The sequence below is a fragment of the Collinsella sp. HCP3S3_E5 genome, assembly GCF_052067635.1.
Lineage (GTDB): Bacteria > Actinomycetota > Coriobacteriia > Coriobacteriales > Coriobacteriaceae > Collinsella.
Genome location: NZ_JBQHQF010000017.1, coordinates 1 through 21,012, shown reverse-complemented (window position 1 = coordinate 21,012; position 21,012 = coordinate 1). Strand labels below are relative to the sequence as shown.

The following is a 21,012-nucleotide window of genomic DNA, read 5'->3' as shown; positions in this document are numbered from 1 at the left end:
AATCTACACCGTCCTGATGCGCGGGTTGATGAGCAGGTAGAGCATGTCAACCACGATGTTGATGATGATGAAGGCAAGAGCAACGACGATGACGACGCCCTGAACCAGGTTCGCCTCGTTGCCCTGAACGCCCTGCAGGATCGCAGTACCCATGCCGGGGAGGTTGAAGATGACCTCGATGACGACGGCGCCGCCCATGAGATAGCCAATCTTAAGACCGAGGGTGGTGACCGGGGTGATCAGCGCGTTGCGGAGAACGTTGATGCCGACGACGACCTTCTCGGGAACGCCGGCGCCGCGAGCCATACGGACATAGTCCTTGTCGAGCTCCTCGACCATGGCGGTACGCACGATACGAGTCATCTGACCCGTCAGCGGAAATGCCAAGGCGATGGCGGGCATGATCATGCGTCCCAGATAGCCAGCCGGATTCGTGGTGAAGTGCGGCAGGGCACCCGATGCCGGGAGTACCTTAAGGTAGGAAGAGAACAGCAGGATCAACAGAACGGCAAGCCAGAACGACGGGGTTGCCAAGCCGGCGATGGAAAAGACGCGGATCACTTGGTCCGGCCATTTATCGCGATACAGTGCCGCGATGACGCCGAGCAAAAACGATACGACCGCACCGATGGCAAGACCGATGAAGGTCAGCTGCATCGTGACGGGTAGGGCCGTGGAGATGCGCTTGGCAACGGAGTTGCGAGCAGCACCATAGGTGCCCATGTCGCCATGGATCAAATTGCCCATATAGCGCACGTAGCGCACGGGCCAGGGGTCGTCCAGACCATACTTCTCATGGTACTCGGCAACCGCCTCGGGCGAGGCACCGTCACCCAACGCCGTGTAGGCGGGGTCGGTCTTGGAGAACGACATAAGGAAGAACACCAGGACGGTGACGCCCAATGCCATGATCGGCAGCGCCACGAGACGCCTTCCAATCAAACGTAGAAAGTTGTTCACGTTCTCTCCCCTTTCTTTTGTCGGTAGGACCAACTGGTATATGAGTACGGACACTCATTACAAGACCCGAGCGACATCGTTGCCGCCCGGGTCTTTGTTTCAACTATGAGGATACGGTCCCAACGGCCGACATCCTGCATATAGACTCAAGCGAGTCTTACGCCTTGACGGTCGCGACACCCTTAAAGGACATGCTCGTCGTGCCGATGCCCTTGAAGCCATCGAGGGCCTCGCCGTTGGGCGCAGTGGACGGATCGTTCCAGGAAGCGGAGACGGTCTTAACGTGGACAACGGGGTACAGAACGGCGTTGTCGGCGATGATGTCGAAGCACTCGTTCCACTTCTTCTGCTGCTCGTCGCCCTCGGCGGCAAGAGCCTCGTCCATAAGGCCGTGGAGCTTCTGCCACTCAGCGGACTCCTTCCACGGGCAACGGGTCTGCATCCAGACGTTGTCGCCGTACCACCAGTTGAGCAGCAGGTCGGGGTCTGCGCCGAAGCAGGAAGGATCGCCAGGGGCAAGGAGGATATCGTAGGCCTCGCCGCCGTCGATGGCAGCATAGGTGGCCGGCGAAGTATCGGTCTGGATGGTCACATCGAAGCCGAGAGCGTCGAGGTCGTTCTTGACCTGGGCAGCCATACCCTTGATCTGCTCGTTATCGGTGGTGCGCAGGGTAATGGCGCCCGGGGTGATACCGGACTCCTCGATAAGCTTCTTGGCCTTCTTGGCGTCGGTCTTGTACACCGTGGAGGCCTCATGATAGTTGGTGAAGCTCTTGGGCAGGTAGCAGCTGGCAGCGGTAGCAAGGCCGGCGAAGGTGTTGCTGATCATCTTCTCGGTGTCGAGCGCATACATGACAGCCTGACGGACCTTGACGTCGTTCCAAGGCTCCTTGGCGACGTTGAACATGATGAAGCGGGTGCCGAAGCCCTGGACGTTGTCGATCTTGCAGCCAGCGCCCTCGAGCTGGTCGACGGCGTCAGCGGTAACGAGCTCCATGACGAGCGTGGAGCCTTCCTGCTGAGCGGTGACGCGAGCGGTGGGGTCGGTCAGGATGCTGTACTGGATCTTCTTATCCTCGGCAGCATACTCACCGTTGTACTCGGGGTTGGGAACCAGGGTGATCTCGGTATCGGAGATAGAATCGTACATCCAGGGGCCGGAGCCGATCGGCTGCTTGGCGCGATCCTCCTCGCTCTGGGCGGCAGGAGTAACGCGAATAATGGCCAGACGATCCTTGAGCAGGGAGAAGTTGGGGACCTTGGTCTTGACCGTCACGGTGCTGGCATCCTTGGCCTCGATGGACTCGAAAGGCTGGAAGAACGGAGCGTAGGTGGCAGAAGCGGCGCAAGCGGTGTAGGAGGCGACGACGTCGTCAGCGGTAACCTCGGTGCCATCGGAGAATTTGGCGCCCTTGCGGATGGTGACCTCGAAGGTGGTGTCGTCCACGGACTTGGGATCATCGGTGGCGAGCTCGTTGAAAGTGCTGTAGTCGTGGTAATCGATGCCGTAGAGGCCCTCGACGACGTGCCAGTTAGCGCCCAGGCCCACGGCGGAGCCAGTGCTGGCGGGGTCGAAGCTGGACGGAGCGTAAGCGGAACCGGCAGTGATCACGCCGCCGCCACGGTTGGCGGAATCGGCGGGAGCGGAACCCTCGTCGCTAGAGCTGCCACCGCAGCCAGTGAGACCAAGGCCGGCGACAGCAGCGACGCTGCCGGTGAGGCCGAGGAACGAACGCCTGGACATACCCTTATTGATGATGGCCATGTCTTCTCCTATCAATAGAGAATCTTACCCGGGAGCACCTAAACTTGCCCCCCCGCAACTTGCGGACGATATATACCTTACCTACCGACAAACCCAACTGAGGTGCCGCGCTCGGCGACCGATACATACATACGCTTGAACGGTATTTACTACCGTTCACCGAATTCGTTGACAAACGATACAGCAGACAGTATGTATCGGCGAGGTGAGATATCAGTCTTCGTCAACCCGCAGGATAGCAGGGTTTTCGCTTGGGTTAGTCAAACGTTTTAGCGTTAATAAAACCCGAAACCAGCAGGCAATCATGGCGAAATAAATGGTTGAAAATCGCGCAATCATGTATATCAGTTGTTTATGCTCGTGTTTAGCTATCGGAATGGCCAGCCGCGGCCTCGGCGCGCTCGGCATTCCATGCAACGAGCGCCTCGTGGACCGCCTTGGCAACATCGGCAGGTATGCCGCGAACTTCCGCGATCTCTTGCTCACTCGCCGCGCGCAACCGCTTCATCGAGCCAAAATGGCGCATAATTGCACGTTTTCTAGTGGGTCCCACGCCTGGAACGTCATCGAGTACCGAAACCGTCATGGCTTTATCGCGCAATTCGCGATGGAACGTGATGGCAAAACGGTGCGATTCGTCGCGCACCTGCTTGATGAGATAGAGCGACGCAGACCCGGTCGGAAGTACGACAGGAGTCTCGTCCCAAGGCACGAAAACCTCCTCATCGGCCTTTGCCAAACCACAAACTGGTATATCGAGTCCAAGGGCCTCAAGTTGCTTAATTGCAGCCGTCAATTGCGGCTTGCCGCCGTCGACAACGAGCAAATCGGGGCGCGAGCCAAAACGTTCGTCGGTCATCCGCTCGGGAGCATAGCGACGCCCCAAAACCTCGGACATCGAAACGAAGTCGTTCGCCTCGTCCAATTCGGCCTGGATTTTAAAGCGGCGGTACTGGCTCTTGTCGGCGTGGCCGTTGGTAAACACCACCATCGAGGCGACCGTAAAGGTGCCATGAAGCGTAGAGATATCGAAGCACTCGATTCGCATTGGCGGCGCAGGTAGCGCCAAGGCGCTCTCAAGCTCCAGGAGCGCTCGATTGGTGCGATCGTCGGCGTATCCCGTGCGCATCATATAACGCATGAGGGCATGACGCGCATTTTTAGATGCCATATCGAGCAACCGGTGTTTTTCGCCGCGCTGAGGCCTATGGAGATGACAGGAACGCTCGCGCTTGTCCGAAAGCCACTCCCCTAGCGCCTCCGCATCCTCAAGCTCGACGGAAAGGTTCACCTCGGCTGGAATATCAGCCGTCTCGTCGTAATAGCGCTTGAGAAAACCCGACTGAAGCTCCTCTTCATCGACATCCAGGCCCTTATCGAGAATGAACTCACAGGTTCGAACCGTTCGCCCCTCGCGCACAACAAACACGCAGGCGGCCGAAATGGTCTCTTCTCGATAGAAACCAATCACATCGAGATCGACACTCGACGGAAAAACGACCTGCTGTCGGTCGTCCAGGCCCCTAATAACTTCCAAGCGACGCTTGACGCGCGCCGCCCGCTCAAAATCGAGCGCTTCGGCGGCGTCCGTCATCTCGGATGTAAGCTCATCAACGACATCTTTACGATGGCCCGACAAAAATCGCTCGACGCGTTTAACGTTTTTAGCATAGTCGGCTGGAGAGATAGCACCGACGCATGCCCCCGGGCCGCGGCCAACATGGAAGTCAAAGCAGGGACGCCCGTTTTGAGCGCAAATCATATTGACGATATCTTCTTCGCCCTTGTGGGACTCGACGATACGGCGGCATCGACGCCATTCCGCACAAGAAGCCGAGCAGATCGGGATTACCTTGCGCAGCGTATCAATGGTCTCGCGCGCCGCGCGGCTGTCGGTGTAGGGACCAAAATAACGCGTTCCCGGCTTATGACGCTCACGAGTATATTTAATAGCTGGGAACAGATCGCTCTTGGTGATAGCGATAAAGGGATAGCTCTTATCGTCCTTAAGGTCGACATTAAAGTACGGATGGTATTGACCGATCAGGTTGCGCTCGAGCACCAGCGCCTCGTGCTCGTTCTCGACAACGATATAGTCAAAGCTCGCAACCAGCTGCATCATCAGTGGAATCTTTTGGCGCTCGTCCTGCAACGTCACATATTGACGCATGCGCGAGCGCAGATTTTTAGCCTTGCCAACGTAAATGACATCGCCCTTGGCATCTTTCCAAAGGTAGCAGCCAGGCTGCATGGGCACACGCGAAACCTGTTCGGCAAGCGTTGGAATGTTGTCATGACCTGCCACGACTGCCTACCTGCGGCGAAGAAGCGCGGAGACCTCAGGCATCTTTAGAAGGACGGCAAGGCCAAAAGTCACGGCAAGTGAAACCATGCCCGCGATGCAAACATAGCCCAAGGTAATAAGAATCGATCCGCCAAGCGCTCCGACAAAACTCTCGAGCGCCCACAAAACGCCGGCACCCGCTGCGGCACCCAGGCCGCCGAGCAAAAGGCCATAGAAGCAGCCGTGCAGAATAGATTTAACCTGAAGACCCTGCAGACGACGACGCAGCCACCACAGCGAACAGCCGACCAGAATCACATAGTCGACAACATACGACATCGCAATCGCAGGCATGCCATAGCCCAGCACCACACCAAACAGCAGAACCGAACCAGCCTGACCGATGGCAGAGTATAGGCAATAGCGACTATAGGGCTTCATGTCGAGCAACGCCGAGAAGCTCTTCTGCATCAACACGACCACGCCGTAGAGTGGCAGGGAGAGCGCCAGATAAACCAGAAACTCGGACACAAGCGCCACACCCGACTCGTCGAACTTGCCGGCGCAATAAATCATGTTGAGCGGACGGGCAAACACAATGAGATATAGCGCGAAAGGAATCAGGAAGAAGAGCATCTGGGCCACGCCGCGCGAGATACCAACGCGCACGCTGTCATAATCCTTTTCCTGGGCATCGTGCGAAAGCTCGGTATAAAGCGCCGTCGAGAGCGAGGCGGCTATCAAGGCATAAGGCAGTGTGTACCAAAGGCGCGCATAGGCAATTACAGAAGGACCGGTCTCGGGCTGCACCACCAGCGCGGCTGCGTTGGTAATGGAAGTCGACACGAACATGCATACCGTAGCGAGCAACGTCGGGACGCCGAGCGCGAGCGTCTGTCGCAGTGCAGGATCCTTAAAGTCGATATGAATATGAGGCCGGACACCATGCTTACCGAGTGCGGGAATCTGGCACGCCATCTGGACAAAAACGCCAAGCGTCGTGCCGAGCGAAATCAAAACGACGCCCGCCTGCTCACCAAAGCAGGCAGATACGGGAGCGAAGCCCATAAAACTCGCAATGACAATCACATTGTTGAGTACCGGGGCGAACGTCGACCAAAAGTAGTCACGATGCGCGTTAAGAACGCCCGAGAACACCGAGCCCAAGCCGTAGAACAAAATCTGAATGGCAAAGAAACGGAACATGAATGCAGCGGTATCCATGCTTCCGCCATCGCCCGAAAGGAACGACTGCGTCCAGATAAAGCCCGGAGCAAACACGGTGCCCAACACCGAAATGCCGCCCAGCAGCAAAAGCAGGATGCCGAGCAGATTACCTACGTATTCGTTTGAGGCGTCGCGACCCTGCTCACGACGCACGCCCATGTACACCGGCAAAAAGGCGGTAACCAACATACCGCCCATCACGAGCTCATAGAGCATATTGGGCAGGTTGTTGGCGACCTGATAGGAAGACGAGAGCAGCGACATGCCGATGGCGGCAGCCATAGCCCAAGTACGGATAAACCCGGTGACGCGCGACACGATGGTCAGTGCAGTCATGAGGCCGGCAGAACGGCCAACCGTAGAGTAGTCCGACGAGCCCATATCATCTACGTCGTCCTGTGATTGGGGGCTGACTTCAGTGTGTTGTCGAGAATCAACCTCGATATCAGGCTCATCGATTATCGCGAAGGGGTCGTCGACCAAAACGGCATCATCGGCAGAAAAAGCTCCGTCAACAGGCGTGACATCGTTGTCAAACGAAGCGTCATCGTTAGCTACGGCATTATTACCAAACACCGTGTCAACTTCCCTGGCGGCAGCGGTTCGACCAGAAAACGACAATAGATCCCAATCATCGTCCTCAACAGCAACGCCCTCGACCGGATCGGTCGAGCCGAGCGGTGACCACTCGTCATCCAAAAGCAACCGCTCGCCATCACCGTCGGTTGCAGGCCTCGCGGGACGATCGGCTGGGACACCCTGCAGTGCGCCCTTTCCCTGAGCCGCCATCAAAAACACCGCCGTCTCATCGGGACGCGGCGCACGAGACGCCCCGGCGTCAGGCATCCGTCCGGCACGGGATTGAGCCGCGGCCAAAAACACCGCCGTCTCATCGGGACGAGCCGAAGAGAGAATTGTACGGGGAGGCACCGTACCGGCACCGGCGGCACGCAAATACACAGCCGTCTCCCCTGGATCTGCAGCAACGGACCAAGCGTTTCGAATCTGGTCATCGACCGAAGAAGCCTCAGGCGCGGGCGTCTGAGAAGCCGAACCCTTTGCAAAGTGAGCTCCGCGCTTCGATTCTTCCTGCGGCATCGCTCAGTCCTCTCTCGTGATCGGGGCAACCGTCGCCCCGCAAAATGCAACTAAGTCGTCGGGGGCAAGCTCAAGTTGATAGCCACGCTTACCGCCTGAGATAAAAATGGTATCCCAAAGGACGCATGTCTCATCGATCAGCGTCCGAAAGCGTTTTTTCATGCCGACTGGACTGCAGCCGCCCCGGACATACCCCGTCGCGGCAAGCAAGTCCTTGACATGCATCATGGTCAGCGACTTTTCACCAGCGGCGCGCGCTGCGGCCTTTAGGTCAAGCTCGTCGGCAACGGGAATACAGCACACAACGTGTTCGTTGGACGGCGTCACGCAAACCAAGGTCTTAAACCCCTGGCCAGGTTCCTCGCCAAGTTGTTCCAAAATTGCAACGCCTAAACCCACCGACTCATCGCCATCGTCTTCATACGTATGGAGAATATAGGAGATGCCGGCGTTTTCCAGCTCGCGCATCGCATTGGTTTTCGGCGTCTTTGCAGCCTTTGCCATGGCATGTCCCTTCCCTCGCATTCGAACGTAACGCCTAAGTATATGTCCAATTTAGCCGCATACGTCATCTCGACACACAGAAGCGCCACCGAATCGAAAGGAATCGGTGGCGCTTCTCGTACGACGGCGTCTCTTTACTGGGCGTCGAGTTGTGCCTGACGCTCGCGGTCGCGCTTGAGCAGCGGTGCCAAGAACTTGCCCGTGTAACTCTGCGAACATGCCGCGACCTGCTCCGGCGTACCCGAGACCACGACGGTTCCGCCGCCATTGCCGCCCTCGGGACCCATATCGATCAGGCGGTCGGCAACCTTGATGACATCAAGGTTGTGTTCAATCACCAGCACCGTGTTGCCCGCATCGACCAAGCGCTGCAGCACATCGAGCAGCTGGCGGACGTCCTCAAAATGAAGGCCGGTCGTCGGCTCGTCCAAAATATAGAACGTCTTGCCCGTCTGGCGTCGATGAAGCTCCTTGGCGAGTTTCACACGCTGCGCCTCGCCGCCCGAAAGCGTCGTGGCAGGCTGCCCCAAACTCACATAGCCCAAGCCAACGTCATACAAAGTCTGAAGCTTGCGCTTAATCTGCGGGATATTCCCAAAGAAGGCCAGCGCCTCGGTGACGCTCATGTCGAGCACGTCCGAGATGGTCTTGCCACGGTAGGTGACCTCGAGTGTCTCGCGGTTGTAGCGTTTACCGCCGCAAACTTCGCAGGGAACGTAGATATCGGGAAGGAAGTGCATCTCGATCTTGATCTGTCCGTCGCCCTTGCACGCCTCACAGCGCCCGCCACTCACATTAAAGGAGAAACGACCCGGCGAGTAGCCGCGCGCCTTCGACTCCGGCGTACTCGCAAACAGCGCGCGAAGATCATCCCACAGGCCAATATAGGTAGCAGGGTTGGAACGCGGTGTGCGGCCAATCGGCGACTGGTCGATATCGATAACCTTATCGATACACTCGATGCCCTCGATTTTCTTATACGGACCCACAGGGCGCGTCGAACGGTGAATAGCATTCGTAAGGGCAGGCGCAATGGTGTCGGTAACCAGGGAGCTCTTGCCCGATCCCGACACGCCGGTAACAACCGTAAGCGTACCAAACTCGATCTTGGCAGTAACGTTTTTGAGGTTGTTAGCTCGAGCGCCCGTAATTTTAAGGCAGCCGCGACCGGGCTTGCGCCGTTCATCAGGCACCCGGATCATTCGTTTGCCGGTCAGATAAGCGCCCGTCATCGACTCAGGACACGCCATGATATCGGCAGGCGTTCCCGCCGCGACTACGTGTCCGCCGTTGACGCCGGCGCCGGGCCCCATGTCGATCACGTAGTCGGCGGCACGGATCGTGTCCTCGTCGTGTTCGACGACGATGACGGTATTGCCGATATCGCGCAGACGCTCAAGGGTCTTGATCAGGCGCTCGTTATCGCGCTGATGAAGGCCGATCGATGGCTCGTCTAGAATATAGAGCACGCCCATGAGACCCGCGCCGATCTGCGTTGCCAGGCGAATACGCTGCGCCTCGCCACCAGAAAGCGTCGCCGAGGCACGATCGAGCGTCAGATAGTCGAGTCCAACATCGACCAGAAAACGCAAGCGCTCCAGGATTTCCTTGACGATGCGCCCGCCGATAAACTGTTGGCGCTCGGTGAGCTCCAGGCCCTCAAAAAACTCGAGCGACTCACGGCACGACAGGCAACAAACCTCGTAAATGGACTTGCCGCCCACGGTGACGGCGAGCATCTCAGGGCGCAAACGAGCGCCGTGGCAGCTCGAGCACGGTTCCTCGCGAATGTACTTCTCCAAGCGCGCCTTGGTGTTCTCGTTCGTCGTCTCGGTATAGCGTTCGTACAGGATGTTGCGAACGCCCGAAAACTTGGTATCCCACTGGCTACGACGTCCGTCGAGCTTTTGGTAGTCAACCGAGATCTTCGTATCGCCCAGGCCATCCAAGAATGCACGACGCACGCGAGGGGGCAAGTCCTCCCACGGCGTATCAGCGCTTACCTTAAAGTGTTTACAGACCGCAGCAAAAATCTGCGGGTAGTAGTTCGAATTGCCAAACAGGCTACCAAAGACTCCGTCGGCAATGGACTTCGAGGGGTCCTCGATCAGCGCCTCGGCATCAACGGTTTTCTTAAAGCCCAGGCCGTCGCACTCAGGACATGCGCCATAGGGAGCGTTAAACGAAAAATCACGCGGCTGAAGATCGTCGATGGAGTGTCCATGCTCCGGGCACGCCAAGGCCAACGAATACTCCAGCAGCTCGCCCTCGGTCCCCTCGGGAGCATCACGATCGGGCAGCATGTACACATTTACATTGCCGTGAGCCAGCGCGGTCGCCTGCTCAACAGACTCGGCGATACGGCCCAGAGAGTTCTCACGGATCACGATGCGATCGACCACGACCTCGATATCGTGCTTGAACTTCTTGTCCAGATCGATTGGATCGTCGAGCGAGCGCACTTCACCGTCAACACGCACGCGGCTAAAGCCCTCGGCGCGAAGGTCCTCAAACAGTTTGGTGTACTCGCCTTTTCGCCCGCGCACCACCGGTGCCAGCACAAACGCGCGGCGACCCTCCCCCGCCGCCAAGACCTTGTCGGCAACCTGGTCGGTCGTCTGGCGCTCAATGACGCGGCCGCATTCGGGACAGTGCGGGGTGCCCACACGGGCGAACAGCAGGCGCAGATAGTCATAAATCTCGGTTACGGTGCCAACCGTCGAGCGAGGGTTTTTAGACGTCGTCTTTTGGTCGATCGACACCGCCGGCGAAAGGCCGTCGATTGAATCCAAGTCGGGTTTGTCCATCTGGCCCAAGAACTGGCGCGCATAGCTCGAAAGGCTCTCGACGTATCGACGCTGGCCCTCGGCATAGATAGTGTCAAATGCCAGCGAGCTCTTGCCCGAGCCAGAAAGACCGGTAATGACCACGAGTTGGTCACGCGGAATGGAAACATCGATATCACGGAGGTTGTGCTCACGAGCGCCGCGAATAACGATAGAAGAATCAGACATGGAAGCTCCTTGCCTCCTATTGCATCGAATCATACTGCCGATGAGTTTAGCGCACTCGACGCGCACAGATGTTCGTAATACAAGATTCGCAGACCTTTAGTTTTGCGTATCGGGCGCTTTGTTTCTCGAAATGCCGTGGAAAGGTTACAGTAATCTAATACTGAGCTTAATTTGCTGTAACAGAGGAACGTCCATGACCGAAGATATCCCCCTTGAAATCACTTCGAGCGACATGGCCAATCTGCCCATATTCATCGCCGTCCTTATCGTGGCCACCGTCGTCGTGCGCGTGTATTTTTCAATCAAACACAATGAAAAGCCGCCCATTGCCCGCGTCTTTTGGTGCGCGACGCTCCTCATCCCGCTCGGCATGGTAGCTGCATGGATTACGAATCAATTGCTCGTAAATGAGGGCAGTTCCCTATGGGTCCTTTCTTATTCGGCGCTCGGTGCTGCCGCCGTCATACTTCTTGTCGAGCCCTTGGTTTCGGGACTTATCGACCAAACCGATCTTGCAACGGGAACGGTTGCCTGTATTTGCCGTGACATCCTTGTCATCGCCGCTGTTTCAGCGCTCTCGTTCGTTTCACTCGAAATTGCCTGCAACGAAACGTTCTATCGCATTCCCGCCAACTCATTCGGGTTTTCCGTCGGGCTGCTCGCGACGGTTCTGCTCTCCCTTTATTTGCTGGGACAGCGTCATGGAGGCGTCATGGTCCTCGTGCCCGTCGTCTGTTGCATCCTTGGCATTGCCGAGCACTTCGTCATAACGTTTAAAGGCGAGGCCATCCTGCCAAGCGATATCTTGGCCCTTGGCACCGCAATGGAAGTGAGCGAGGGATACGAGTTTACCTTTACCGCCGGAATCGTAACCTCTCTAGCCCTGCTAGAGATTTCCCTGGGGCTTCTTTCGCTTATCCGACCGCGAAAGGTCCGTACGCCCACCCATGTCTTCCCCGCAATCGCCGCCAACCTCTGCGCTTTTCTGCTAGTGACCGTTGTGGGGCTCTCGGGCTTTTCCAGCATCGACTTGGAGCAGGCACTGAATTTTGGATTTGACCGTTGGCAGCCCATCACCACGTATGCGTCTCAGGGTTTTATCACTTCGTTCACCGAAATGGTCAACGAGTTGCCCATTGAGAAGCCCGAAGACTATACGCCCGATGAGGCGCAGAGCATCGAGCAGGAGCTCGCCGCCACCTACGACAGCACGTATGGCTCGAGCGAGCAGCGCGCGGCGGCCGTTGCCCAGTTCAATGAAATCAAGCCGACGATTGTTGCCGTCATGAACGAGAGTTTTAGCGACCTTTCGTGCTTTGAGCAGCTCCAGGCGGCCGGGTACACCGGCCCCGCATTCTACAACTCGCTTCCCGACACACTTGTTCGCGGCACCATGCTCGCTTCGGTCGCCGGTGGCGGAACGGCGAACTCCGAATTCGAATTTTTGACCGGAGCGACAACGGCCTTTGTCGGATTAGGCAAAATCCCCTATCAGCTGTATCAGATGAATGGCGTCAACAGCCTGGCAAAGGACCTTAAAGAGCTTGGGTATACCGCTACCGCTATGCACCCGCAAAACCCCGTCAACTACCATCGAGATAAAATCTATCAGCAGCTGGGCTTTGGAGACTTTCTTTCAATCGGCGATTTCGAAGGTGCGCCCTGTTACCATGCCGGCGTATGCGACTACGCCACCTACGACAAGATACTCGACCTGCTTAGAACCGACGAAGCCCCGCAGTTCATCTTTGACGTCACGATGCAAAATCACGGCGGCTACGACTATGGCACCGTTCCCGCCGAGGAGCTGACAAACTATTGGGTCGAGGGAGCCAGCGAGGGCGCCAATAGCGCGCTCAATACCTATCTTACCTGCATCAACGCATCCGACCGGGACCTCGAGTACTTTATCAACGAGCTCCGCAATATCGGCAGACCGGTTGTTCTTGTCTTTTTTGGCGACCATCAGCCGAGCGCCGCAACGACTCTCAACGACGAGCTGTACCCTCAGGAAGATACGGCAAGCCACGCTTACCGTATCTATCAGTCGACCTATTTCGTCTGGGCTAACTATGAAATCGCCGGCAATACCGAGCTCAACGTCTACGACACCGTCGGGGCAAACGAGATTGCAGCCATTACCCTTAATAAGATCGGCGCCCCGCTCACCGACTATCAAAAGGCTCTGCTTGCAACAAGGTCAGATGTGCCCACCATCAATGTCGCCGGCTATCTTGGTGCCGACGGGCTGCGCTACGATTTGGAATCTGAAGACAGCCCATACGCCTCGACGATCGACAAGCTGCAGCGCATGCAATACCTCGAGTTCGCCAGCAAAGTTCAGTAAGCCCGCTCATTCGCTTGGGCCCATCGTATTGCAAGCACGCTCGGCCCAAATGCATCACAAATGACTCCCGCTCGCAAACGAGGGTACAATGACGCTCGTGTCACATCACGGGGCCCCGGCCCCAACATATACAAAGGAGTCATACATGGGTTGCGAGCACGCACAGGCCGCCGGCGGACAAACGTCGCCGTCGCAATTTGAGGAGAACACGCTGTCCGAGGTCAAACGTGTCATCGCCGTGCTTTCCGGCAAGGGCGGTGTCGGCAAGTCGTTTGTCACCGGTGCCATCGCCACCGAGCTTGCCCGTCACGGCCACAAGGTCGGCGTCCTCGATGCCGACATCACCGGTCCCTCTATCCCCAAGATGTTCGGTATGAGCGGACGCCACGTCCATGCCCTTGGCAACCTTATGCTGCCCGAAATCTCCGAGCACGGCGTCAAGGTCATGAGCTCCAACCTGCTGCTCCAAAACGAGACCGACCCCGTCCTTTGGCGCGGTCCGGTCATCGCAGGCGCCATTAGGCAGTTCTGGAGCGAGACCTCGTGGGGCCCCATCGACTACCTGCTGGTCGACATGCCTCCGGGAACAGGCGACGTCGCGCTCACCGTCTTCCAGTCGCTGCCCGTCGACGGCATCGTCATCGTCACGAGCCCGCAGGATCTGGTCTCGATGATCGTCGCCAAGGCGGTCAACATGGCCGAGAAGATGAACGTCCCCATTCTGGGCATTGTCGAGAACATGAGCTATATTGAGTGCCCCGACTGCGGCAAGAAGATCGAGGTCTTTGGCAAGAGCAAGCTCCCCGAGGTCGCAGAGCGCTATAACCTCGACATCTTGGGCACGATTCCCATTAATCCGGCACTCGCCGAGGCCTGCGATAAGGGCGAGGTTGAGACCGCACTGCCCGATGGCATGTTGCCCCAGGCAGTCTCTGCCGTCGAGGCCATTACCCCGCACGAGACCGACGAGGCCTAAGTGAACACGAGCGCCTTCTATGACGTCCTGGTAATCGGCGGCGGGGCTTCAGGCCTCGCCGCCGCCATTACGGCCGCACGCGCGGGTAAAAGCGTCTGCATCGTTGAGCGCGATGTCGCCTGCGGCCTTAAGCTGCTTGCGACCGGAAACGGTCGCTGCAACCTCTCCAACGAATCGATTGATCCTCAGCGGTATAACCACCCCGCATTCGTCGAATCCGTCATGGGCCCCCAGCCCGAACAAGAGCTTATGGGTTTCTTCTCCTCGCTGGGCATCATGACAACCTCCGAGGAAGGCCGGCTGTACCCGCGCTCCCTTCGCGCCGAATCGGTACGCGACGCGCTTCTCAACGTCTGCGACCGCCTGGGTATCACCTTAATCTGCGGAGCCAACGTTGCCTCGGCGCACAAAGCTTCCGAAGGCTGGGCACTCCAAATAAACCGTCCAGCGCGGGCACTCAAGGCAAAAAAGCACGACGACCGAAAATCGGAGCTCCGCTCGCTTCGGAAGGCACTCGCCGATATCCCTCGCAAGAACGAGGCCCTGCAGGCACATGCCGTAATTATCGCCACGGGTGGCAACCCCACCGGTATCGCCGATACGTTTAGCCTCCCCCTCACTTCGCTGCGCCCCATCCTCTGCCCCGTATCGGCAACGGTCGTCGGCGATCGGGCGGCACTCAAGACGTTGGATGGTCTGCGCGTCCGCGCCCGCTTGACGCTCACCCGTAACCATAGTGAGCTCTGGCACGAAGACGGTGAAGTACTGTTTCGAACCTTCGGTATCTCGGGCGTCGCTGTCTTCAACCTCTCCCGTCGTATCCAGCGCGGCGATACGATCCTGCTCGACGTTTTCCCCGACCTCTCTAAAGACGAGTTGCTCGATATGCTTAACAGGCGCCTTAAGCTGCTCGGCGGCTTTTCGCCCCGCGATCCCCGTTGGCTCGACGGCATGCTCGCCCCGCAACTCTCCCGCGTCGTCTGCACAGCGTTCGAGCAGTGCCATCCAGGCTCCAACGATGTCGTCCACCTGGTCTCGATCCTCAAGCACTTTAAGTTGCTCGTCGAGGGAACAGCCGAGGAGCGCTCGGCGCAGGTCACGCGTGGTGGCGTATCTGTCGAGAGCATCTCAACACCCAGTCTACGTGCGCGCAGCGTTGTCGACGCCCCGCTTTACGTCTGCGGCGAAGCGCTCGATATCGACGCCGATTGCGGAGGCTTTAACCTTGCGTGGGCCTGGATCTCGGGCATTCGCGCTGCAAGCAGCCTGTAGCCGCACAGTCTATAATCAAAAACGCATTCGGGCCGTCTGGGATACCGGACGGCCTCTTTCTTGCCTCTAAGGAGACCTCGATGATCGAAATCACCCAAGTCAACGCGTCACTCGATGAAGCCGGCGATGAAAATGCCTGCCTCATTGTTGGCAAGCGATTCGCCAAGCGCGTCCTACGTTGCAAGGACTCCGAGATCAAGTCCATCGAGCTCCACCGCAAGTCAATCGACGCTCGCAAAAAACGAGACGTCCATTTTATCCTGAGCTTTCGTGTTGAGCTGACTAGTCCCCACCTCGAGCGAGAAGCGGTCGACAGCGTTGCCGAGCGTGACCGCTCGCGCGTACGCGCGATAGAAGACGATGAGCCTTCATTCCCCTCCCCCGTTTCCGGCGCACCCAAAGAGCGCCCCGTCGTCGTCGGTGCCGGATGCGCCGGCCTTTTCGCCGCACTTACCCTTGCCGAAGCAGGTCTGAAGCCCTTGCTCATCGAACGCGGCGACCCGGCATTTCGCCGCTCGCAGGCGATCGACCTCTTTCTAAAGGAGCGCATCCTCGACCCCGAGAGCAATATTCAGTTTGGTCTGGGCGGCGCGGGGACCTTCTCGGACGGCAAGCTCAATACGGGAACAAAAAATCCCGCCCATCGCCTCATCCTCGAAACCTTCGTCGATGCGGGTGCGCCCCGCGATATTCTGTGGGATGCCAAGCCGCACATTGGCTCCGACATCCTTCCCACGGTTGTTACCGCTATATCCCAGCGCATCGAGCAGCTCGGAGGTGTCGTCCGTTATCGAACAAAACTCGTCGACATTCGCATCGACGCGTCTGGCGCCATCACCGGTATTGATGTCCAATCGTCCCAAGACGCCGCTTACGAGCCAATTGAGACAAAGCACCTCATCCTCGCCTGCGGGCATTCTGCTCGAGATATTTTTGAACTCCTTAAGGACCACGACGTGGCCCTCGCACAAAAGACCTTTGCCATGGGCGTTCGCATCGAGCATCCGCAGCGCGACATCGACCGAGCCCAATATGGAGCCTCGGCGGGACATCCTGCCCTCGGAGCAGCCCCCTACAAACTCGTCGCCCATCTTCCCAACGGCCGCAGCGTGTTCTCGTTTTGCATGTGCCCCGGCGGGCAGGTTGTCGCCGCCTCTTCCGAGCAGGGCCACCTGTGCGTCAACGGCGCCAGCCTCAATGCCCGCGACGGCCGTAACGCAAATGCCGCCCTGCTCGTTAACGTCACGCCTGAGGACCTTCCCGACGATGACCCGCTCGCCGGCATCGAGCTCCAGCGCGCCTGCGAGGCGGCCGCCTATCGCCTGGGCGGTTCCAACTGGAACGCACCGGCACAACTCGTCGGAGATTTCCTCGCAGGACGCGCCAGCAAGGCGCCCGGAAAGGTAAAGCCCACCTATCCGCTCGGTGTGACTTGGACGGCAATTGACGAAGCCCTGCCGCAGCATATCGTCGAGTCGCTCCGCCTGGGACTTCCCCTACTCGGAAAAAAGCTACGGGGCTACGACCGCCCCGATGCCGTTCTTACCGGCGTGGAGACTCGTTCGAGCTCACCGGTCACTGTCACCCGAGACCGAACGTGCCATGCCGTATCGACCCCGGGCCTCTACCCTTGTGGTGAGGGAGCTGGATATGCCGGAGGCATCATGAGCGCGGCCACCGACGGTATCCGTTGTGCCGAAGCCCTGATCGCAGACCTCTAGCGAACGAATTCCAGCGCGCAAAAGACACAGGCCCCGAGCTCCACAGGGAACTCGGGGCCTGTTCGCTATTTCTTAAACCGTGCACCCTGGCGTTTTCTACCCGATGCGAACGTGGAACCCTTGCGGGCCTGCGAACGCAAGCGCTCGATCGTCTCGTCCTCAGACGCACCCTCGAGCATCGCCCGAATCTGAACGACAGCATCACGCAGGCGCGCCGCCTCCTCAAAGTCCATAGCGGCAGAAGCGTTACGCATATCCTCTTCCATGGTTTCGACGATCCGCACAAGCTCGTCATGCGGTAGTTCTTCCAACTGTTCCGCAAGTGTCTGCTCGGGCGCCACTGTTTCCGGCACACCGCCCTCGCCCGACTCATCGGGCGTATAGAATGCGCCATGGCCAAGAGAGTCGCCCTTCGAGCGTCCCTTGGAGCCCACAGTTTTTTCGGCCTCGGCAATAAAACTTGAGATGTCGTTGATGGCCTTGCGCACTGTCTTGGGCACAATGCCATGTTCTTCGTTATATGCCATCTGAATCTCGCGACGACGCTGCGTCTCCTCGATGGCCGCTTTCATCGAATCGGTCACAACGTCTGCATACATGATGACTTCGCCATCGGCGTTACGGGCCGCACGGCCAATCGTCTGAATCAGCGAACGACGGTTGCGCAAGAAGCCTTCCTTATCGGCATCGAGAATTGCCACCAGTGAGACCTCGGGAAGATCCAAGCCCTCGCGAAGCAGGTTGATGCCAACGAGAACATCGATCTTGCCCTCGCGCAGCGTTCGCAGGATCTCGACACGGTCCATTGTCGCCGTATCAGAGTGCATGTAATTGACCTTAATGCCCGCATCAAGTAGATGGTCGGTCAGGTCCTCGGCCATGCGCTTGGTCAACGTGGTCACCAGCACGCGCTCCTTGCGGGCAACACGCTCGCGAATCTCATCCTCAAGATCGTCAATCTGACCGCGAACGGGACGCACGTCGATCTTGGGGTCGAGCAGGCCGGTCGGACGAATAATCTGCTCCACGTCGTTTTGGCTCACCCGCAGCTCGTAGTCGCCCGGAGTTGCCGAAACATAGATGAACTGGGGGATTCTCGCCTCAAACTCATCGAAACGAAGCGGGCGATTGTCGAGCGCCGAGGGCAGGCGAAAGCCGTGCTCCACCAGGGTCACTTTACGCGAACGGTCGCCTTCGTGCATGCCGCGAATCTGTGGCACCGTCACGTGGCTCTCGTCTATGATGCAGAGCATGTCCTTGGGGAAGTAGTCAATCAAGGTAAACGGCGGTTCACCCGGCTTACGCCCGTCTAAATGGCGAGAGTAGTTCTCGATACCGTTGCAAAAACCCATGGTCTCGAGCATCTCGAGGTCATAATCGGTCCGTTGCTGTAGACGTTGCGCCTCGAGCAACTTATCGGTCGCCTTGAGCTCCGCCACGCGCTTCTCGCACTCTTCACTGATTGACTTCAAGGCCGCCTTGACCTTGGGTTTCTCGGTAACATAGTGCGATGCCGGCCACACGGGAATAGCCTCATACTCACGAAGCATCTCACCGGTAACCTCATCGATTTCGGCGATAAGCTCGACCTCATCGCCAAAGAACTCAAATCGCAACGGATGCTCGGCATAGGGCGGATACACATCGACAACATCACCGCGCACGCGGAAGGTGCCACGCGCCAAGTCATAGTCGTTCCGGTCGTACTGAATGTCGATGAGCGCATGGATAAAGTCATCGCGCTCGAGCGGTACTTTCTTGTAGACATTCGGCGCCAGCCCCGCATAGTCCTCAGGAGAGCCGATGCCATAGATGCAGGACACCGAAGCAACGACAATCACATCGCGTCGAGAAAGCAACGAGGCGGTCGCCTGATGTCGAAGCATCTCGACTTCTTCGTTAATCGAAGCATCCTTCTCGATATACGTATCGCTTTGCGGCACATATGCCTCGGGCTGATAGTAGTCGTAGTACGAGACAAAGTAGACCACGGCGTTGTTGGGAAAGAATTCTTTGAGCTCGCTCGCAAGCTGGGCGGCGAGGGTTTTGTTGGGGGCCATGACCAGCGTTGGCTTACCGAGAGCTTCGATGGTCTTGGCCATGGTAAAGGTCTTGCCCGAGCCGGTCACGCCAAGCAAAACCTGATACCGGTCTCCGTCCCTCACACCCTGCACAAGCGACTCAATGGCCTTAGGCTGTGAACCTGCAGGCTCATAGGGAGACACGACCTCAAACGGTACCTCAGAGCCCTCAACGCCAAAACGTTTGAGCTCTCCGCCAACACGCTCAACTTCAAAATCCGCCATGGATACTCCTAACTCATACATCTGCAGTATACGCAGGCGGCAGGCATAGTCCTATACGAACCGGTCGGGATAGAGGGTCTTATAGCGAACCCAGGCATTATTGACACGAATCAAATAGGCTTGCGTCTCGGGAAAGGCAATCGCGTTATGGAGCGATGTGTTTTGCTGCGCCCACCCATCGACATTGCCCATTCCGGCATTGTAAGCAGCAATAGCGCTATCCGTCGACCCATTGAAATACGTCAACAGGTATGAGAGGTACGCGCACCCAAATTCGATATTCGAAGCGGGGTCATTCAGGTCATCGGCTGAATACTCGTCCCCGTCGACAAGGCCCTTAGCGATCATATCCTGAGCGGTTTCGGGCATAAGTTGCATGAGACCTTGGGCGCCCTGATTTGATTCCGCCTCGGGATCCCAGTTTGATTCCGACTTGATGACGGCACACACCAGATACGGATCGAGATTATGCGAAATACTGGACTGCTTTACATACGCCTCATAGTCAATCGGATAGAACGGTTTAAAGAAAGCGGCGGGAGCACACGAGTAAACGAGCGAGATAAGGCCAAAGACGAAAACGACAACCAGCGGCACAAGGCGATACCACGTAAAGAAACGCGTCTTAGGCATCTGTCGTCTCCTTATCCATAGCATCCATAAGGCCATGGCGAGCAAGCCACGCGTCCAGTTGTTCAAAGAGCGAGCTGTCGCCCGCTGCGTTATCAATCACGGTCGTGGCGAGACTGCAAAGCGAAGACTCATCGGGTTGGCAAGCACAGCGAGCATCAAAATCGGATGGCTCCATACCACGGTGAATAGCGCGTTCGCGACGGACCGCCAAAGGAGCGCTAACAACCATAATTTCATCCGCAAGGCCAAAGGCGTCCTCAAAGCCAGTCGGAGCAGATACTTCGACCGCCGCAAAGGGATAGCGGGGGGACGAAACCGTACAGCAAGCAGGATCGAGAATCCTAAGCGAAAGCTGCTCAATGAGAGCGGGGTGCACAATACTATTGAGCCTTGCAACCGTATCGGGAGAAACAAAAGCTCGAGAAGCGAGAACGTTACGTCGAACACCGCCATCCTCGTCCAAAATATCCCAGCCAAACTCTTCAGCAAGAGCATTGACGATATCCGACCCCGGCACGTACAGCGATTTGGCAAGAACGTCTAAATCGATAAGCAGGGCTCCGCGAGATTCCAGAAAGCGGCAGGCAGTCGATTTACCCGAAGCAATATTGCCCAAAACGAAAACGGTAAACATCAAGCCCTCCCTAACGTCAATGCGAGTAATTATCGCGCAAATACAAAGCGACGGTTCAAAATACAGCCAAACAGTAAGAGAGTCAAAGGAAGAGTCCGTTCACTCGACACAGCTCGATACAAACACGAAAAAGGGGGAGGCCGCGAGGCCTCCCCCTTCCCAGTCCAAGCGCACGGCTCGGTGCCGTCCACCGGTCAGCGGCGCCCTGGCCTCCCACGGGCTGGCCCCGCAGTACTCTCGGCGCGATGGGGCTTAGCTTCCGGGTTCGGAA

At 57.7% G+C, this 21,012-nt stretch carries 13 protein-coding genes and 1 rRNA gene; 4 read left to right on the top strand and 10 right to left on the bottom strand.

From position 1 onward, the window contains the following. Positions 1-3 precede the first annotated feature (3 nt). From ACTM82_RS06395 to uvrA, 6 genes are all read right to left on the bottom strand, one after another. Positions 4-960: an ABC transporter permease gene (locus ACTM82_RS06395; RefSeq protein ID WP_370450641.1), complete on the bottom strand. Its 957-nt coding sequence runs from the start codon at positions 958-960 to the stop codon at positions 4-6. A 157-nt stretch (positions 961-1,117) separates the two neighbouring features. Then, a complete protein-coding gene (locus ACTM82_RS06390; protein WP_441015871.1) occupies positions 1,118-2,725 on the bottom strand; it encodes an ABC transporter substrate-binding protein in 1,608 nt (535 codons plus the stop codon). Positions 2,726-3,089: 364 nt separating this feature from the next. Continuing rightward, positions 3,090-4,976, bottom strand: coding sequence for an excinuclease ABC subunit UvrC (gene uvrC, locus ACTM82_RS06385; RefSeq protein ID WP_154517564.1), 1,887 nt, complete (start codon positions 4,974-4,976; stop codon positions 3,090-3,092). A 60-nt stretch (positions 4,977-5,036) separates the two neighbouring features. Beyond that, positions 5,037-7,334 (bottom strand): murein biosynthesis integral membrane protein MurJ, encoded by a 2,298-nt coding sequence (gene murJ, locus ACTM82_RS06380; RefSeq protein ID WP_441055292.1) that lies wholly within the window; start codon positions 7,332-7,334, stop codon positions 5,037-5,039. Positions 7,335-7,337: 3 nt separating this feature from the next. Further along, positions 7,338-7,838, bottom strand: coding sequence for a Cys-tRNA(Pro) deacylase (ybaK, locus tag ACTM82_RS06375; RefSeq protein ID WP_427718664.1), 501 nt, complete (start codon positions 7,836-7,838; stop codon positions 7,338-7,340). A 134-nt stretch (positions 7,839-7,972) separates the two neighbouring features. Further along, on the bottom strand, positions 7,973-10,852 hold the full coding sequence (gene uvrA / locus ACTM82_RS06370) for an excinuclease ABC subunit UvrA (protein WP_427728763.1): 2,880 nt from the start codon (positions 10,850-10,852) through the stop codon (positions 7,973-7,975). Positions 10,853-11,045: 193 nt separating this feature from the next. Here uvrA and ACTM82_RS06365 point away from each other — a divergent pair, with 193 nt between their 5' ends. The 4 genes from ACTM82_RS06365 to ACTM82_RS06350 all read left to right on the top strand — a co-directional run bounded on the left by ACTM82_RS06365 (position 11,046) and on the right by ACTM82_RS06350 (position 17,168). Next, positions 11,046-13,199 carry an LTA synthase family protein gene (locus ACTM82_RS06365; protein WP_441055294.1) on the top strand — a complete coding sequence of 718 codons (2,154 nt, stop codon included), beginning with the start codon at positions 11,046-11,048 and terminating at the stop codon, positions 13,197-13,199. A gap of 145 nt (positions 13,200-13,344) precedes the next feature. Further along, positions 13,345-14,175: an Mrp/NBP35 family ATP-binding protein gene (locus tag ACTM82_RS06360; RefSeq protein WP_441055296.1), complete on the top strand. Its 831-nt coding sequence runs from the start codon at positions 13,345-13,347 to the stop codon at positions 14,173-14,175. Beyond that, entirely contained in the window at positions 14,176-15,447 is a 1,272-nt protein-coding gene (locus ACTM82_RS06355; RefSeq protein ID WP_441055298.1) for an NAD(P)/FAD-dependent oxidoreductase, read from the top strand. Positions 15,448-15,527: 80 nt separating this feature from the next. Continuing rightward, positions 15,528-17,168: an NAD(P)/FAD-dependent oxidoreductase gene (locus tag ACTM82_RS06350; RefSeq protein WP_441055300.1), complete on the top strand. Its 1,641-nt coding sequence runs from the start codon at positions 15,528-15,530 to the stop codon at positions 17,166-17,168. Positions 17,169-17,233: 65 nt separating this feature from the next. Here ACTM82_RS06350 and uvrB read toward each other — a convergent pair whose 3' ends face one another. From uvrB to rrf, 4 genes are all read right to left on the bottom strand, one after another. Further along, positions 17,234-19,474: an excinuclease ABC subunit UvrB gene (gene uvrB, locus ACTM82_RS06345; protein WP_441055302.1), complete on the bottom strand. Its 2,241-nt coding sequence runs from the start codon at positions 19,472-19,474 to the stop codon at positions 17,234-17,236. Between the two features lie 51 nt (positions 19,475-19,525). After that, positions 19,526-20,107, bottom strand: coding sequence for a lytic transglycosylase domain-containing protein (locus tag ACTM82_RS06340; RefSeq protein ID WP_154517536.1), 582 nt, complete (start codon positions 20,105-20,107; stop codon positions 19,526-19,528). Continuing rightward, positions 20,100-20,741, bottom strand: coding sequence for a dephospho-CoA kinase (gene coaE / locus ACTM82_RS06335; protein ID WP_154517538.1), 642 nt, complete (start codon positions 20,739-20,741; stop codon positions 20,100-20,102). Before coaE ends, ACTM82_RS06340 begins: the two co-directional genes overlap by 8 nt. 192 nt (positions 20,742-20,933) lie before the next feature. After that, positions 20,934-21,012, bottom strand: a 5S ribosomal RNA gene (rrf, locus tag ACTM82_RS06330); the annotation flags it as partial.